At 69.1% G+C, this 16,055-nt stretch carries 10 protein-coding genes; 8 read left to right on the top strand and 2 right to left on the bottom strand.

The window, feature by feature from the left end; genetic code table 11:
* The first annotated feature begins 1,003 nt into the window (after window positions 1-1,003).
* The 4 genes from ACFFKU_RS17360 (at window position 1,004) to ACFFKU_RS17375 (ending at window position 8,420) form a co-directional block, all read left to right on the top strand.
* The gene (locus ACFFKU_RS17360) at window positions 1,004-1,783 is read left to right on the top strand and encodes a DNRLRE domain-containing protein (RefSeq protein ID WP_380139945.1); all 780 of its coding nucleotides are present in this window, start codon (window positions 1,004-1,006) and stop codon (window positions 1,781-1,783) included.
* Window positions 1,740-5,312 carry an LGFP repeat-containing protein gene (locus ACFFKU_RS17365; RefSeq protein ID WP_380139946.1) on the top strand — a complete coding sequence of 1,191 codons (3,573 nt, stop codon included), beginning with the start codon at window positions 1,740-1,742 and terminating at the stop codon, window positions 5,310-5,312. The genes ACFFKU_RS17360 and ACFFKU_RS17365 overlap by 44 nt, the downstream gene beginning before the upstream one ends.
* Complete coding sequence (locus ACFFKU_RS17370) at window positions 5,309-7,867, top strand: RHS repeat-associated core domain-containing protein (protein WP_380139948.1); 2,559 nt, start codon at window positions 5,309-5,311, stop codon at window positions 7,865-7,867. The genes ACFFKU_RS17365 and ACFFKU_RS17370 overlap by 4 nt, the downstream gene beginning before the upstream one ends.
* A 322-nt stretch (window positions 7,868-8,189) precedes the next feature.
* Complete coding sequence (locus ACFFKU_RS17375) at window positions 8,190-8,420, top strand: RHS repeat-associated core domain-containing protein (RefSeq protein ID WP_380139950.1); 231 nt, start codon at window positions 8,190-8,192, stop codon at window positions 8,418-8,420.
* Window positions 8,421-8,838: 418 nt separating this feature from the next.
* Here ACFFKU_RS17375 and ACFFKU_RS17380 read toward each other — a convergent pair whose 3' ends face one another.
* Window positions 8,839-10,125, bottom strand: coding sequence for an IS256 family transposase (locus ACFFKU_RS17380; RefSeq protein ID WP_380139952.1), 1,287 nt, complete (start codon window positions 10,123-10,125; stop codon window positions 8,839-8,841).
* A gap of 725 nt (window positions 10,126-10,850) precedes the next feature.
* Between ACFFKU_RS17380 and ACFFKU_RS17385 the strand changes: the two genes are divergently transcribed.
* On the top strand, window positions 10,851-11,300 hold the full coding sequence (locus ACFFKU_RS17385) for a mycothiol transferase (protein WP_380139954.1): 450 nt from the start codon (window positions 10,851-10,853) through the stop codon (window positions 11,298-11,300).
* Here the strand turns inward: ACFFKU_RS17385 and ACFFKU_RS17390 are convergent.
* On the bottom strand, window positions 11,290-12,396 hold the full coding sequence (locus tag ACFFKU_RS17390) for a PP2C family protein-serine/threonine phosphatase (protein WP_380139955.1): 1,107 nt from the start codon (window positions 12,394-12,396) through the stop codon (window positions 11,290-11,292). The genes ACFFKU_RS17385 and ACFFKU_RS17390 overlap by 11 nt on opposite strands.
* Before the next feature lie 129 nt (window positions 12,397-12,525).
* Here ACFFKU_RS17390 and ACFFKU_RS17395 point away from each other — a divergent pair, with 129 nt between their 5' ends.
* Genes ACFFKU_RS17395 through ACFFKU_RS17405 form a run of 3 tightly spaced genes read left to right on the top strand, consistent with a single transcriptional unit; the run spans window position 12,526 to window position 16,044 of the window.
* Complete coding sequence (locus ACFFKU_RS17395; protein ID WP_380139957.1) at window positions 12,526-13,275, top strand: FadR/GntR family transcriptional regulator; 750 nt, start codon at window positions 12,526-12,528, stop codon at window positions 13,273-13,275.
* Window positions 13,276-13,303: 28 nt separating this feature from the next.
* Window positions 13,304-14,659: a glutamine synthetase family protein gene (locus ACFFKU_RS17400; protein WP_380139958.1), complete on the top strand. Its 1,356-nt coding sequence runs from the start codon at window positions 13,304-13,306 to the stop codon at window positions 14,657-14,659.
* A gap of 41 nt (window positions 14,660-14,700) precedes the next feature.
* Window positions 14,701-16,044 (top strand): aldehyde dehydrogenase family protein, encoded by a 1,344-nt coding sequence (locus ACFFKU_RS17405; RefSeq protein ID WP_380140282.1) that lies wholly within the window; start codon window positions 14,701-14,703, stop codon window positions 16,042-16,044.
* Window positions 16,045-16,055: the final 11 nt, after the last annotated feature.

Consider the following 16,055-nt stretch of genomic DNA (forward strand, 5'->3'; position numbering starts at 1 on the left):
GTTGGCTGGTCAAGCCGCCGACGCTGCTGCCGAGGCGGGTCGTGTCGCGGCGGAGGAGGAGCGCCGACGCGCCGCTGCGGGACCGTTGCCCGCTGTCGGTGTGCCCGAAAAGGATCTACCGCCGGCTCCCACGGTCGAGGAAGCGGCTGAGCGGGCGCGTTTCGCGGCGATCGCCGCAGCTCAGGGTGAAGCGGTCCGCTCCGGGGAGCCGGTGGTCGTGGACTCGCTGACCACGGCGACGTCGATCACTCTGGCTCAGCCGGACGGGGAGTTGCAGACCACGACTGCGGGCTCGGCGGTGCGGTACCGCATCGACGGCAAGACCGGTGCCGACCCGAGTGGTGAGGCGACGTGGGCCGACATCGATCTGTCGCTGACCGGTGAGGCTGGTGGGCGGACGACCGCGGAGGCGGCCGGTCCGTGGTCGGCGCGGTTGGCGGGGGAGTCCGGTGCGGCGATGGTGGCCGTCGGTCCTGCGGGGCAGACCATCACCTGGTCTCCGCAGGCCGCTGCCGCTCCGGTCGGGCGAGGTGGTCCCGGGGGGCCGCTTCCGGCGGTGCGCCCGACGGCCCCTTCGGCGGGGGTGACCCCGGTCCAGGTCGGTGTCGACCTCGAGGTCGCCCCCGCCGATGCTGCCCCCGCACCGGGGGAGGGACCGGAGGCGCCGGGGCCGATCGCGGGTGCGGCTCCTGCGGCGGCCCAGCTGCAGTCGCTGCGGGCTGGGCCCACCCTCGCCGCCGCCACCGCCGCGACCTCGGAGGGTGATGGTGGGGTGGGTTCTGAGGCTGCTTTCCCGGGTGTGCTGAAGGGGGAGCGGGACTACTCGGTGGCGGTCACGGCTACCGGGGCTGAGGAGTCGGTGGTCATCGACTCACGTGAGCGGGTGTCGGCTGCTGGTGGTGCGGCCGCGGCGGCGGTGTACCGGAACAGCTTCAGCCTCCCTGCGGGTATCACCGTCCGTCAGGCTGCGGCCCGTGACGGTGTCGCGGCTGAGGTGCTGGGGGTGGAGTTCGTCGACTCCACCGGCACCGTGATCGCCACCTACGGTGGCGGGAAGGCGTACGACTCCTCCAGCAACGAGGTGGGGGAGCCCGCCACGGCACCGGTCGCGACCAGGCTGCTCGCGGTCGCGCCCGCTACCGGGGCCGGCCGGGGAACCGCCACGGTCGAGGTGTCGGTGGACCCGACGTGGGTGGGGGACAACGCCCGCGTCTTCCCGGTCACCATCGACCCCCACATCGCCACCGGCAGCGGCTTCTCCGGGACCACCGCGTCGGGCTCCACCGGCAGCGCCGACGCCTACGTCGACGAGGCCTTCCCCACGACCGCTGAAGGTGTGCAGGACGCCAACCGCCTGCTCATGGGGGTGCGTCCCATCAACGGTGCGAACAAGAACTCCGCGACCCTGCTGTACTTCAACCTCGGTGACCTCGTCGGGTCGGAGAACACGATCACCGCGGCGAGCCTGTCGCTGTGGAACAACTACTCCTACTCGTGCACCGCCTACGGGGTTCGTGTCGATGCGGCGCTCACTCCGTGGAACGCCTCGACCGTCACCTGGAACACCGGTCCGCAGGGTGCCGGGACCCCGGTGATCCGGTCCTTCGCCCGCGGGTACAGCTCCTCCTGCGCTGCGGGCTCGGAGTCCTTCGACGTCCGCAACATCGTCCAGCAGTGGTCGAACGGGACCGCTGGCTACTACTCCGGGCGCGCGAACAACGGCTTCGTCCTCACCGCCGATGGCACGGGCCACCACCGGCTACAAGCGGTTCAACTCCGGTGAGAACTCCAGCGGCAAGCCCGCTCTGACCGTGTCCTGGGAGCAGTGCACGAACTACCCGGCCACCGGTGGCGGTACCAAGAAGGTGTGCGGTCTGATCCGGGACAAGTTCGCCGACAAGGGGACCGTGTCCGGGTACGGCACCCCCTCCACCGACGAGCTCAGCACCTCCGACGGCGGCAAGTACAACCACTTCTCCTTGAGCGGTGACGTCCGTTCCATCTACTTCTCCGGCCCGACCGGGGCGCACTCCATCCAAGGCCTCATCCGGCAGAAGTGGGCCGACTCCGGTTGGGAGGCCGGCCCCATGGGCTACCCCGCCACCGACGAGCTCACCGCCGGTTCCGGAGCCGGGCGCTACAACCACTTCCTCAAGTCCGGGGGAGCCAGCTACACCGTCGCCTGGTCGCCCTCCACCGGGGTGCGTGAGGTCCACGGGCTGATCCGTGACCGCTGGATCGCCAACGGCTCCTTCGCGGTGGCCGGCTTCCCGACCACCGATGAGAGCGACGCCCTCACCGCTGGGGGAGCGGTGGCGGGCAAGAAGAACGACTTCGCCCCCGTGGGCTCCGACGGCGCCGGCTGGGGTAACACCTCGATCTACTGGAAGTCCGGGGCAGCGCAGGCCTACTCCGTCCACGGCAACATCCTGCGCGTCTACAAGGACATGGGTGAGACCGCGTCCTGGCTGGGTTTCCCCACCTCCGATGAGACGGTGGCGACCGTCATGCCCGGCGGGGGAGCAGCCCCGGCCGGCGCGAAGCAGTCCACCTTCGAGAACGGCGTCATCTACGGCGATCGCCGCAACGGTTACACCGCCATGCTCAAGCCCGGCGCCGCGGCCATGCTCGCCCCCCGCATCAACCAGCAGACGGCGCGGTGGCTGCCGCTGCAGGTGTCGGTGACGGCCGGGTCGAATCCCAACTGGGTCCAACGCTTCGACACCGCGCCGGTGGTGCAGTACCGCCGCGGCGCGAAGGCCAAGACCGGCACCAGCGGTGCTCAGCTGGGCTCCCAGTGGCAGAACATCCCCGCCGGTGACCTGCGCTGGCAGAACGCGGCCCCGGGTACCTCGGTCAGCACGTTGACGACCCAGCTGGACCCGACAGGGGCGCGGGTCTTGTCGAACGTCTCGGCCTCGAACACCCCGGTTGGGGGTTCCAGAATCTACTGGGATGCAGCCAAGACGCTGAAGGGTGTCGCCGGGATCATCGAGGTCCGCTTCGTGTTCACCGACTCCCAGACCTCTCAGTCGGTGGGGATCGCCCCCGTCGGGGGCGTGGCCTACGATCCGGACGCCGGTCAGTCGGGCACCACCGCGATGGGCCCCGGTGAGGTCAACCTCCTCACCGGCGCCTACGATCTTTCGTCCACGGATGCATCAGCTTTCGGCATCTCCATCACCCGTTCCACCTCATCTCGGCGCACCCTGGCCGGCAAGGAGAGTCCTGCCGGGCAGGCGTTCGGCCCGCAATGGGTCCTCGGCGGCGTCGACGAGGATCTGGAGGTCGGCTGGCGCAGCGTCCGACAGACCTCGGACTACTCCCTCGATGTCGTGGATGTCTCGGGTGCGGTGACCTCATTCGCCATCGACGAGGAGGGCAGCACCTGGTACCCGGCCAGTGGCGAGGAGGACCTCACCCTGACCCCGAGTGGCGGAACCTGGAGCACCACGACCCCGTTCGGGGCTGCGACCTGGACGCTCACCGATGACGACGGGATCGTCACGACATTCGGAAATCGGACCGAGGCGACCCCGTCAACCGGGGTGGTTACCAGCTCCGGCAAACAGGCTGGATGGGTCGTGACCTCGGTGCTGCCGGCCACAACCGGCGCGAACGAAGCTTTGCAGCGCAACGCCACCCGCTACGCCTACACCCCCTACCCCAGTGCGTCCGCGCCGACCGCGATGCGCCTTTCCAAGATCGGTGCCGCCAACCCCTCGCTCAGCGCCAGCGACCAGGCAGCGTGCCTCACTGCGTCCACTCCTGGTGTCGGTTGTCGTGTCCTGCAGCTGAGCTGGACGGTGCCCGCCGGGATGAGCAGCACGGCCGAGAACACCCGGCTCACCTCGATTGATCTCACCGCGACCGACCCGGCGACCGGGACGGTCTCGACGACCCGCCTCGCCGACTACACCTACAACGCCTCCACCGGGTACCTGACCTCGGTCACCGACCCCCGTTCCAACCTGAGCACCCAGTACTCCTACCGGCCGGACTACACCGCCAACACCGGCGCGCCCGCCGGTTCTGCTGACGCGACCGTCTCGATCGCGGGACCGGTGGCCACCGTGCGTCCGCCAGGGCAGCAGGAATGGAGCTTCACCTACGGCGAGGTCAGCTCGACCTACGACACCGGCCTGCTGTACTCCATGGGGCGTCTGCTGCAGGTCTCCCGCGCCACCTTGGCCGCGGGCACCGTCAGCAACGTCGACGGGAGTTCCACCTGGAACGTCGTGTACAACGTGCCCCTGGATGTCAACGCGTTCGGGCCCTACCCGATGGGCCCGGAGTCGGCCGCCACCTGGGGACAGGACTCCCCGCCCCTGGATGCCACGGCCGTCTTCGGTCCGACCGCCGGTACCGACGCCCGAAAGACCGACGCCGATGCCGGTAATGACGTCGCTGACGGCTCCGCCCGAAACTGGAGTACCGCGGCGGTGTCCTACATGGACGTCAACGGCCGCACCGTGAACACCGCCGCTCCCTCCAGCGCCGCGGGCAGGTGGGTGGCGAGCGGCACCTGGGACGACACGAAGACGACTGCGCAGAACATCGCGGTCATCAGTGCCGGCGGCACCGCGGCCGACGCGAACCGCAACGGTGCCGGAAGTCAAGGCCCCACCGGCAGCAGCGGCAGCAACGTCCCCGCTTCGACGATCGCGGTGCCGGTCAAGGGGGCCCGCATCACCGCCTCCCTGATCGATGACGCCGGCAACCCGACCATGCAGATCACCGCCGCCAACCGTACCCTCGCCCTCGGCCAGGACGACCCCGGCGTCGTCGCTACCCAAGGCCCCAGCGCCGCAGCGCAGCTGGCGGCGTTGTCCACCACCTCGGGTGAGAACACCCCGGCCGGGAACACCACCACCCCCGACCTGACGACCTTGCTGACCTGGCAGCGGGCGCAGTTGCTGTCCACGCAGACGCGCTACGAACCGGCGCAGTCCACCTTCACGACCGGACCGCAGGTCGATGCCCCGCTCGAGCTGGAAGTGGCCGCGACGGAGCCGCTGCGGCTGACCGTCACCAGGGGACGCCCCGACGGTTCGGTCCTGCCCGTCCCAGCCCGATCGGTCACCCTGACCAGCTATGACAAGGACCGGCCCACCGACGGCTCGGCGACGGCCTCCAACCTCGCCACCTACGTCAGGACCGGCTTCGTAGCCGGCACCGGGGAACTGCTGAGTTCCACCACACCCACCCGCTACAAGGACGACGCCGGCGTATGGCAGCTGAGGCAGGACCCAGCCGCCTACTACGGCTCCACCGGCGTCACGGTCGCGTCCCTGACCCCACGGCGGCGATGATCGCCCACGACCTGCGCTACACCGCCACCGAGTACGCGTGGTCCGGTCCCGCGGCCGGAAAACCGACGTACGTCCGGACCTGGGCGGCGGAGGCGGGGGAGACCATCACCCGCACCTGGTACGACGTCCTAGGCCGGACGATCGCGACCTCCATGCCCCGCCAACCCGGCACGACCTCGACGCCCGGCTCCACCCCGGACGGCTCCGCCTCCACCACGATCACCCGCTACTACGGGCCCACCGGCGCCACCTACGGCACCGACAACTGCACGAGCGACCCCACTGGAACCGGAACGAACCTGACCGCGGTCGGCGGCATGGTCTGCTACTCCGGCCCCGCCGTGGCCACCGCCGGCCTCCCGACCGCAGCGACCACCTACAACCGCAGCGGGCTACCCAGGATCGTCACCGAATCAGCGGGTGCCTACGCCACCCCCAAGCTTCGCACCACGACCACGGCATACGACACGGCCGACCGCCCCACCTCGGTCACCGTGCAGACCACCGCCAACGCCGGCGTCAGCGCGGGCACGGAGTCCAAGACCCTCACCTACGGCGACGCCATGGGCAACGCCACGAGCGTCAACGACGGCACCAGATCGGTCACCTCCGAATACGACACCCTGGGGCGCCTCCTCACCTTCACCGACGCCACTGGCTTGAAGACCGCCACCCGCTACGACTCCTCCTCCCGGGTCGCCTCCACCGTCCTCACCGACACCGTCACCTCCACCGGAGCACTCGGCTACAACGCCAAGACCAGCGCCAAGACCTGGACCACCACCAACACCTACGACCCGGCCACCGGTGACCTCACCGCTACGACCGACGCCGCCCCCTCCGGCCAAGCCGCCATCGGCACCGCCACCATGACCCTCGACACCGACGGCCGGACCGTGCAGACGGCCTACCCGGCCAGCTTCGGCACCCTCAAGACCCGAACGGTCTACGACACCACCGGGGCCGCCGTCCGCAGAGTCACCACAGCCGGCACCACCACCGTCCTGGACGACGCCAACGCCCACACCTCCACCGACTTCGGCGGCGGGGAGAACGCCTACGGCCAACAGGTCGAATCCCACCAGGTCCTCACCGCCATCCCCCTCACCGCCGGCGGGGAACCCGCCGGCACCGGCACGGCCGCTGTCACCACTCAGACCCGAGACCGTCGCTACGGCTACGACGGACTCGGCCGCCTCACCAGCGCCGCCGACGTCCGCACCGTCCCCGGGGCGAGCACGGCCTCCTGCGCCGTGCGCGCCTGGACCTACGACAACGACTCCAACCAACTCGGGAAAGCCACCTCCGCCCCCACAACGAGCAGCTGCGCCGGAACCGGCTACACCGTGCCAGCGGTCACCACGACGCACACCTTCAACGCCCTCGACCAGATCACCGACAGCGGCTACACCTACGACGGCCTCGGACGAACCCTCACCGTTCCCGTCGCCGACCTCCCCGCCACCACCGCCGCAGGCGCCACCGGAACCGGACTCACCGTCGGCTACGCCCCTGGAGACATGGTCGCCAACCAGGCCCTCACCGTGACCGGCGGCACCGAGACACAGACCTTCACGTTGGACCCGACCGGCGACCGACTCCTCACCTCCACAACCAACCTCCCCGCCGTCGGTGGACAGGCCCAGGTCAACAACTCCACCATCGTCAACCGCTACAACGACACCGACGACAACCCCGCCCTGCTGAACGAAGCAGACGGAACCGTCACCAGATACATCACCGGTCCCGACGCCAACCTCACCGCAGCCGCCACATTGAAGAACGACGGCACCAGCGGCCTCACCTGGCAGATCGGCAACCTCCACGGCGACGTCACGGCCGTTCTCGCCGACGCCTCAACTGTCACCGCCGTGGCCGGCGCAGCAACCGACGAGTACGGAGTGTTGCTCGATTCGGCTACCGGGAGGAACAACACCGCGGCCAGTCGTTACGACTACCTCGGGGCGAAACAACGCTCCACGAACGCACGAGCCGGCCTCACCTTGATGGGCGCCCGGTTGTACAATCCCGTTCTTGGGCGCTTCATGTCTGTCGATCCTGTCCCTGGTGGGAGCGCCAACTCTTACAGTTACCCCGTCGATCCCGTAAATGTATACGATCTCGACGGCCGAAAATGGTGCTCTTCCAAGATCTGCAAATGGGCGGGAAGTCACAAGCTGGACATCGCACTGTTCGCCGTGGGTTTCATTCCGGGTGTCGGAGCTCTAGCTTGGGGGGTCAGGGCCTACCGACTTATCCGGCTCTTCCAGGCGGGGAGAAAGACGGTCAAGGCCACGAGAGCTACTGCCTGGCTGGCGGGTCGAATGTGGGCTGGTCGCGGTGCAGCCTTTGACCTCAAAGGCACGAAAAGCGGCGTCAAATGGCTGAGAAGCGCCATCCGAGACTCCCCGAAGGAGCGATCGTATCGCTATCCTGCTAGAAAGGGCCGCTACGGCTGGTCCTCGAACCTGGACTCCTCGATAAAGGCACGTCATGATTACCGATCGATGCACATCGAGCACCGGCCGCCCTCGCGATGGATGCCTTGGAGATAAAGATGAACGATGGGGAACATGTCGGAGTCTTGATACACCCGGAAACGAAGGAGGAGGCGGGTGTCTTGAGTGTACAAGTGGGCACTGGCCGGGAACGGCCAATGTTTTCACTGCGACGCGGCCAGCTCGCTCGCGGGGGCGTTTGGAACTTATACGGCCCCGTCGATGACGGTCCCCCTCTGGGAGGTATCCTAGACGAGAAGAGTCTCGATGAGTTGTCTTCGGGTCGGTTCCTGCTGCGAGAAGTTTTTTACTCGGTAACTTGGCTTACCGGGGAGGCGCTCAAGAAGACCATTGAAAGGTACAAGCTGTAGCCGGTTAGATGACTCTTCGATTATGGGAGTGGTCCAGTGAGCCCGGAAGGAACTCAGGACCCGATGCGCGCTACGGCTACCTTGGCGCGAAACAACGGTCCACCGAGGCTCGTGCAGGCCTGACCCTCATGGGTGCTCGACTGTACAACCCCATGACAGCGCGTTTCCTGACCACCGACCCCGCAAAGGGGGGGAACGCCAATGCATACGTCTATCCTAAGACCCAATCAACCAGGTAGACTTGGACGGCAAGTATGCCGTTCTTTTCGCTCCGGCTCTAGCGCTAGGCGGCGCCAACTTCTGGAACCCAGTTGGTTGGGCGGTCCTTGGGCCTGTCGTCATTGGCGGGACAGCCTACCTCGGGTACCAGGTTTACCAACGGCGCAAGAAGAAGGCAACAGATAACCCAAAGCGCGATCCCACCCGAAAAATCGAGACGAAGGTCTATCACGACTCACCGCAGGCGGCCCGCGCCGCTGCTCGGGCCGAAGCTCAGGGCGGCGGTCCAAAGTGTCGTCTTCGGAAGTCGTGCAAGCAGCCGGGTCACGTAGTCCACGTAGACAAGGGTGGTACTCGCAAGTATCCAAGGAAGACAACGGTTGATGACGTCCCCGGGAGTGGTGTAACTCTGCACGCGCGAAGCGCTGCGGATTCGGACTATGCCGTGAGCGCGGTGGTCGTGTCGAGTGCGGCGCTGGGGTCGGTGTCCGCGCGCAGCGCGGGCGCCGGCAGGACGGTCGGCTCCGGCGGGGTCAACAGCGCCATCGAGGACTCCGACAGGTAGCGCCGCTGCCCGGACTGCCACTCATCGTGGGCCTCGATCAAGACGCAACCCGCCAGGCGCAGCAGGGCTTGGGCGTTGGGGAAGATGCCGACGACGTCGGTGCGGCGCTTCACTTCCCGGTTGAGGCGTTCCAGCGGATTCGTCGACCAGATCTTCTTCCAGTGCGACACGGGGAAGACCGCGAACGCGGTGACGTCGGGGCCGGCCTCACCGAGCATCGCCGCGACGGCCGGGAACGTGGCCCGCAAGCTGTCGGCGACGACCCGGACCTGCTCGCCGACAGCATCGGCGCAGGGCTGGACGAAGATGGTGCGGATCATCGCCGCGACCGCGTCGGACTGCCCCTTGGCGACCGTGGACAGCACGTTGCGCATGAAGTGCACCCGGCACCGCTGCCAGGACGCGCCGGCCATCGTCTGCTCGATCGCGGAGACCAGTCCGCGGTGCTGATCGGAGATGACCAGCTGCACCCCGTGCAGACCCCGGTCGCGCAACGAGCCCAGGAAGGTCTTCCAGAAGTCCAGCGTCTCAGCATCCCCCACTCTGACGTCAACATTGCAGCCCAGCACTTCCCGATGACCATCGGCGGTCACGCCAGTGGCGATCACGACGGCCTGGGACACGACCCGGCCGCGGATGCGGGCCTTGCAGTACGTCGCGTCCAAGAACACGTACGGCGTGGCCTGCGCGTCCAGGGGGCGGGTGCGGAACGCTTCGACCTCGCCGTCCAGGTCGGCGCAGATCCGCGAGACCTCGGACTTGGAGATGCCAGAGTCCACGCCCAGGGCCTCGACGAGGTCGTCGACCTTGCGGGTGGAGACGCCGTGGACGTAGGCCTCCATCACCACCGCGTGCAGGGCCCGGTCGATGCGGCGGCGCGGGTGCAGCAAGGTCGGGAAGAAGGACCCGGTGCGGGTCTTGGGGATCTTCACGTTCAGGTCGCCGGCGGTGGTGGCCACCAGCCGGTCGCGGGTGCCGTTGCGGTGGGTCGTGCGGGCGGCAGTGCGCTCGTGCAGGCCGGCGCCGATGTGAGCTTCGGCCTCAGCGTCGATGAGGGCTTGCAGGGCTCCTTGCAGGATCCGGCGCATCAGCTGGCCGTCATCGGCGGTGGTCAGTGCATCGGACAGGTCGGACAGGGCAGACTGGTCCATGAGGGCCATCGCGTTGATCCTTCTTCTACGAGTTCCTTGGCGGGTACTCGCAGAGCTTCACGCGGTGGCCCTCACTCGCGTCCTGGACACGCCGTGTCCGGTCAGCCAGGGCCGGCCGAGTTACACCACTCCAGGGGACTCACCCCAACGGTTCATATCTATCGGGGAGGTCGGTAATTTTGGATGGAGCTGGATGGATCTGGGTAGAATTCATGAAAGTTGCAGCCGCACCCGGGGGGTCAGCCCTTTTTGCGGTTCGCGGAGAACCGTCATCTGCAGATCTGAAGAAGGCATTAAAGGGTACGATCCCTCTCTTGGAGCAAGATCTCGCGGACCGTGACCTTCACGAGACGCTCCGCTTGGACGAGCTTCGCGAGAAGCGATCTCTCTTTCATAAGTCGGGCTCGCCCATTGATCCCTCCAGCGGCGCCGCTGGCAGCATGAATGTTCTGAAAAGTGACACTGGAAGAGCATTGCTTGTCACCTGGATAGACGATCCTATGTGATCTGGAGCAAATCTCGAAAGTCGTAATGGAGGAAGACGAATGATTTTGCTTGGGCCTCTACAGGGGTTCGTGAGCAATTCTCAGTAGCGGCGTGATCGTCACGTTCCGTCACGTCGTCCGGTCGTGCTCGAGGTGGTGCAGGACCAGTACCGCCGCGATGATCGCGCCTATCCGCCAAGGGCAGAGCGTGACCTTCTGCAGACCGGGGGCAGACCCAAGCACCTGGCCGTGGTGGAGGGCGGGTACTTCGGGGAGGTCTTCGGCCGGCCTTTCCCCGAAGCGATGCCGTGGATGGCCGACGAGGCCGAGGACAACGCCGACATGTGGGCCACCGAGGAGGAGTCCCGCGACGAGGTGGTCGACCTGTACCGCCGCGTCTGCTCGCACAGCGACGCCACGATCGAGGCGCTGTCGCTGTCCGACCGGGGAGAGGTGCCGTGGTGGCGCCCGGAGACGCGATCGGTGACCCTGCACCGGATCCTCGTGCACGTGTCGACGGAGACCCACCGGCACGCCGGTCACGCGGATGTGCTCCGGGAACTGCTCGACGGGCAGGCGGGGCTACGACTGACCGCGCCGAACCTCCCCCCGGGGGACGAGGGATGGTGGTCGACCTACCGGGCGAAACTGCAGGGTGTCGCCGACGGGTTCCGTGACGTCGGGCGCGTCACCGGCTGACCGGTCGCGGTCGGGTCTGCACGGCCAGGACGGCGACGTCGTCGTCACCGGTCGGGCCGAGGTCGGCGATGATGCGGTCCAGTGCAGCGTCGACCGGCTGACTGCCGTCGCGTCGCAGCGCCTGCAGCAGCTCCTGCGTCTGCTCGTGCAGGCTTCCGTCGCGGCGTTCGACGAGGCCGTCGGTGTAGAGGAGCAGCATCGAGCCGTCCGGGAAGTCGACCAGCTCGTCGTGCCGGTCGAGCAGGTCCGGGCCCAACCCCAGGCCGAGGGGCAGGTCGCCCGGCGTCTCCAGCACGACGGCGGAACCGTCGGGTCGCAGCAGCGCCGGTGGGGGGTGGCCGGCCCGGGAGACCCACAACTGCCGGGCCCCGTCCACCTCGTGCACGCGGGCCACGACCGCGGTGGCCATGATGTCGAGGTTCAACCGCTGCAAGGCCCACTCGGCCCGGCTCAGCAGGTGGGAGGGGAGCTGACCGCCCTCGACGGCGTAGGCGCGGAGCAACCCACGCAACTGACCCATCGCGGCGGCCGCGCGCAGGTCGTGGCCCACCACGTCGCCGATGATGACGGTGGTGTTCCCGTCCCGGTCGACGATGGCGTCGTACCAGTCCCCGCCGACGCGGTCGCCGACGCCGGCCGGGACGTAGCGGGCGGCGAGGTCGAGGTCCTCGGGTTCGGCGAGTTCGGTGAGGAGGGCGGACTGCAGGATCTCCGCTGCCTCCCGCCGGTCCTCCAGCAGGGCTCGCTGCCGCGTGCGGTGCCGCGCGACCAGCGTGGCGAGGACCCCGGCCGAGGCGACGACCACGATGCGCACCCAGGCGAAGAGGGTCGCCACCTCGTCCACGCGCACCAGGACCGCGGTGGTCAGCAGGGCGATAGTGGCGACGAGCAGGGTCGGTCGCCACCCCGCACCGGCACCGGTCAGTGCCGGGGCCAGGGCCAGAGCTCCCGCGATGTTGGTGGCCGCCGGTGCCCCGTCGTCGACCAGGGTGCCGCCCACGTTGACGGCGGCGAGGACGCCCACCACCCCGAGTCCGAGCCCCGACCACCGGGGGGACCACCACCGATCCTCCCGGGGCGTCGCGACCGCCTGCATGCGCACACCCTGCCCGACGCCGCACGCTTTGTCGCCCGTTTCCCCGGCCCGGCGGTCGCGCTCCGACGCCCAAAAGGTTTGTGCTCCGACCATTGACAGCGCGGACCCGGGCTCAGCAGTATTCGGCGCATGATCGCGGCGGACGCGGGCGGGACGAGCACCGAGGGTGACCTCGGTGAACTCGTCCTGCACCCGGTCCGGGGCCAGCACGCCTTCGAGGCCTGCGTCGAGCAGCTGGGTACGGCGATCCGGCTCGGCGTCTACCCCCGCGGTTCGGTGCTGCCTCCGGAACGCGAACTCGCCACCCGGATGGGCGTGGCCCGCACCACGTTGCGCGAGGCGATCGCCGCGCTGCGCACCGCGGGCATGGTCGAGACGCGTCGGGGGCGGGGCGGGGGCACCGTCGTCACCTCCCGGCCCGCGCTGCCGGCCCGCACCACCGCGCGTCAGCTCGCCGCCCGGCGCCAGGCCTGGGCCGACACCCTGGAGTTCCGTCGCATCGTCGAACCCGGTGCGGCACAGCTCGCGGCGACCCGTTCGCTGGGACCGGTCCAGCGCGAGCGGTTCGCGCAGGCGTGGAGCGCGGTGGAGCAGGCGGGCACCGCGGCGACCCACCGCCAGGCCGACTCCCGCTTCCACCTGACCCTCGCCGCGCTCACCGGTTCCGCCCGGACGATCGAGGCGGTGACCTCGGTGCAGGCCGACCTGCACGAGATGCTCGGAGGCATCCCCGTCCTGGACCGCAACATCCACCACTCCGACGCCCAGCACGCCCGGGTCTACCGGGCCGTCCTCGACGGGGACGGCCCGCGGGCCCGGCGGGCGATGGAGGAGCACTGCGACGACACCGCCGCGCTGCTGCGCGGCCTGCTCGACTGACCACGAACCCCGGACCGAGGGAGACGCAATGCGCAACGACCGCCACCTGGAGGTCACCCGGCTCGTCGAGCTCATCGACTCCGGGGACGTGGACACCGTCGTGGTCGCCTTCACCGACATGCAGGGACGGTTGCAGGGCAAACGTTTCCACGGCGCCTACTTCCGCGACGTCGTCCTCGACCACGGGACTGAGGGGTGCAACTACCTGCTCGGTGTCGACGTCGAGATGAACACCGTGCCCGGCTACGCCATCACCTCCTGGGAGCGGGGGTACGGGGACATGGAGTTCGTCCTCGACCTGGACACGATCCGGTTGCTGACCCACCTGCCGGCCACGGCGATGATCCAGTGCGACCTCGTCTGGCCCGACCACTCGCCGGTCGCCCCCAGCCCGCGAACCGTCCTCAAGGCGCAGCTGGAGCGGGCCGCGGCCGGGGGGTGGGACGCCCTGGCCGGGACCGAGCTGGAGTTCATCGTCTTCGAGGACACCTACGAGGCGGCGAGCCTGGCGAACTACCAGCAGCTCGTCCCGGCCAACCAGTACAACATCGACTACTCGATCCTCGGCACCACCCGGGTCGAACCCCTGCTCCGCGACATCCGCAACACCATGTACGCGGCCGGGCTCGACGTCGAGTGCGCCAAGGGGGAGTGCAACCGCGGCCAGCACGAGATCGGCTTCCTCTTCAACGACGCCCTGGTCACCGCCGACAACCACGCCGTCTACAAGACGGTGGCCAAGGAGATCGCGGCCCAGCACGGGAAGTCGCTGACCTTCATGGCCAAGTTCGACGAGCGGGAGGGCAACTCCTGCCACATCCACCTGAGCCTGCGCGGCCAGGACGGGTCCACGGTGTTCTGGGAGGACGGGGCCCGCACCCCGCTCTACGACTCCTTCGTGGCCGGGGTCCTGGCGACGCTGGCCGACTTCACCCTGCTCTACGCCCCGAACGTCAACTCCTACAAGCGCTTCGCCGACGGGTCGTTCGCCCCGACGGCGATCGCCTGGGGTGAGGACAACCGCACCTGCGCCGTCCGGCTGGTCGGGCGGGGGGCGGGGGCGCGGATGGAGAATCGCGTGCCCGGCGGGGACGCCAACCCCTACCTCGCCCTCGCGGCGATGCTGGCCGGGGGGCTGCACGGGATCGAGCAGAGCCTGCCGCTGCCCGAACCGGTCACCGGCAACGCCTACACCAGCGGTCACGAGCTCGTCCCGACCACGTTGGCGCAGGCCCGGGAGCGGTTCGCCGCCTCGGCCGTGGCCCGCGCCTGCTTCGGCGACGCCGTGGTGGACCACTACGTCAACAACGCCGACGTCGAGCTGAAGGCCTTCGGCGCCGCGGTCACCGACTGGGAACGTCGCCGCGGCTTCGAACGACTCTGAACCGTCCCACCCCACCCCCGGAGGTCATCCTGTACACCGTCCTGGACCCCTCGACCGCGCGACCGGTCACCGAGGTGCACCTCGCCGACGAGGCGGAGACCGACGCCGCGATCGAGGCGGCGGCCCGGGCCTTCACCACCTGGCGCACCGTCGCCCCGGCCGACCGGGCCCGCCTGCTGCGCCGGTTCGCGGCGCTGGTCGAGGAGCACGTCGAGGAGCTCGCCGAGCTGGAGGTCCGCAACGCCGGGCACACCCGGGGCAACGCCCGGTGGGAGGCCGGCAACGTCGCCGACTGCCTCACCTACTACTCCGCCGCACCCGAGCGGTTGTTCGGTCGGCAGATCCCGGTCCCCGGGGGCGTCGACATCACGTTCCGGGAACCGCTCGGGGTCGTCGGGATCATCGTCCCCTGGAACTTCCCCATGCCCATCGCGGCCTGGGGTTTCGCCCCGGCCCTGGCCGCGGGCAACACCGTGGTGCTGAAACCGGCCGAGCTGACCCCGCTCACCGCGCTGCGGCTGGCCGAGCTGGGACGCGCGGCGGGCCTGCCCGAGGGGGTCTTCACCGTCCTGCCCGGCGCCGGTTCCGTGGTCGGTGCGCGGTTCGTGACCCACCCCGCGGTCCGCAAGGTCGTGTTCACCGGGTCGACGCAGGTCGGCAAGCAGGTCATGGCCGGCTGCGCCGAGCAGGTCAAGCGGGTCACCCTGGAGCTCGGGGGCAAGAGCGCGAACATCGTCTTCGCCGACGCCGACGTCGAGCGGGCGGCGGCCACCGCCCCGTACGCCGTGTTCGACAACGCCGGGCAGGACTGCTGCGCCCGGTCGCGCATCCTGGTGCAGCGCAGCGTCTACGACGAGTTCCTGGCCGGTCTGGAGCGAGCCGTGACGGCGTTGCGGGTCACCGACCCGAACACCGACCCGGACTCGGAGATGGGTCCGCTGGTCTCGGCCCGCCAGCGCGACCGGGTCCTCGGTTACCTGGAGGGGGCCGACGTCGCCGCCCGGGGCAGCGTCCCCGACCTCGACGGGTTCTGGGTGCCGCCGACCGTCGTGCTGCCGAAGGGGACGGCCGACCCGCTGTGGCGGGAGGAGGTCTTCGGCCCCGTCGTGGCCGTGCTGCCCTTCACCGACGAGGCCGAGGCGATCGCCCTGGCCAACGACAGCGAGTACGGCCTGTCCGGGTCCATCTTCACCCGCGACGTGGGGCGGGCCCTGCGGGTCGCCCGGGGCGTGGAGTCGGGCAACCTCAGCGTCAACTCGCACTCGGCGGTGCGCTACTGGACCCCGTTCGGCGGGTTCAAGCAGTCCGGCCTCGGCAGGGAGCTCGGGCCCGACGCCCCGAACTCCTTCACCGAGGAGAAGAACGTCTTCATCAGCAACGACTGATCAGCAACGAG

The organism is Kineococcus gynurae, from assembly GCF_042433995.1.
Lineage (GTDB): Bacteria > Actinomycetota > Actinomycetes > Actinomycetales > Kineococcaceae > Kineococcus > Kineococcus gynurae.

Bases quoted from the DNA above. Each gene is read 5' to 3' on its own strand.
- ACFFKU_RS17365 (WP_380139946.1), top strand. From the start codon at position 1,740: ATGGCACGGGCCACCACCGGCTACAAGCGGTTCAACTCCGGTGAGAAC.
- ACFFKU_RS17370 (WP_380139948.1), top strand. From the start codon at position 5,309: ATGATCGCCCACGACCTGCGCTACACCGCCACCGAGTACGCGTGGTCC.
- ACFFKU_RS17375 (WP_380139950.1), top strand. From the start codon at position 8,190: ATGACTCTTCGATTATGGGAGTGGTCCAGTGAGCCCGGAAGGAACTCA.
- ACFFKU_RS17380 (WP_380139952.1), bottom strand. From the start codon at position 10,125: ATGGCCCTCATGGACCAGTCTGCCCTGTCCGACCTGTCCGATGCACTG.
- ACFFKU_RS17390 (WP_380139955.1), bottom strand. From the start codon at position 12,396: ATGCAGGCGGTCGCGACGCCCCGGGAGGATCGGTGGTGGTCCCCCCGG.
- ACFFKU_RS17395 (WP_380139957.1), top strand. From the start codon at position 12,526: ATGATCGCGGCGGACGCGGGCGGGACGAGCACCGAGGGTGACCTCGGT.
- ACFFKU_RS17400 (WP_380139958.1), top strand. From the start codon at position 13,304: ATGCGCAACGACCGCCACCTGGAGGTCACCCGGCTCGTCGAGCTCATC.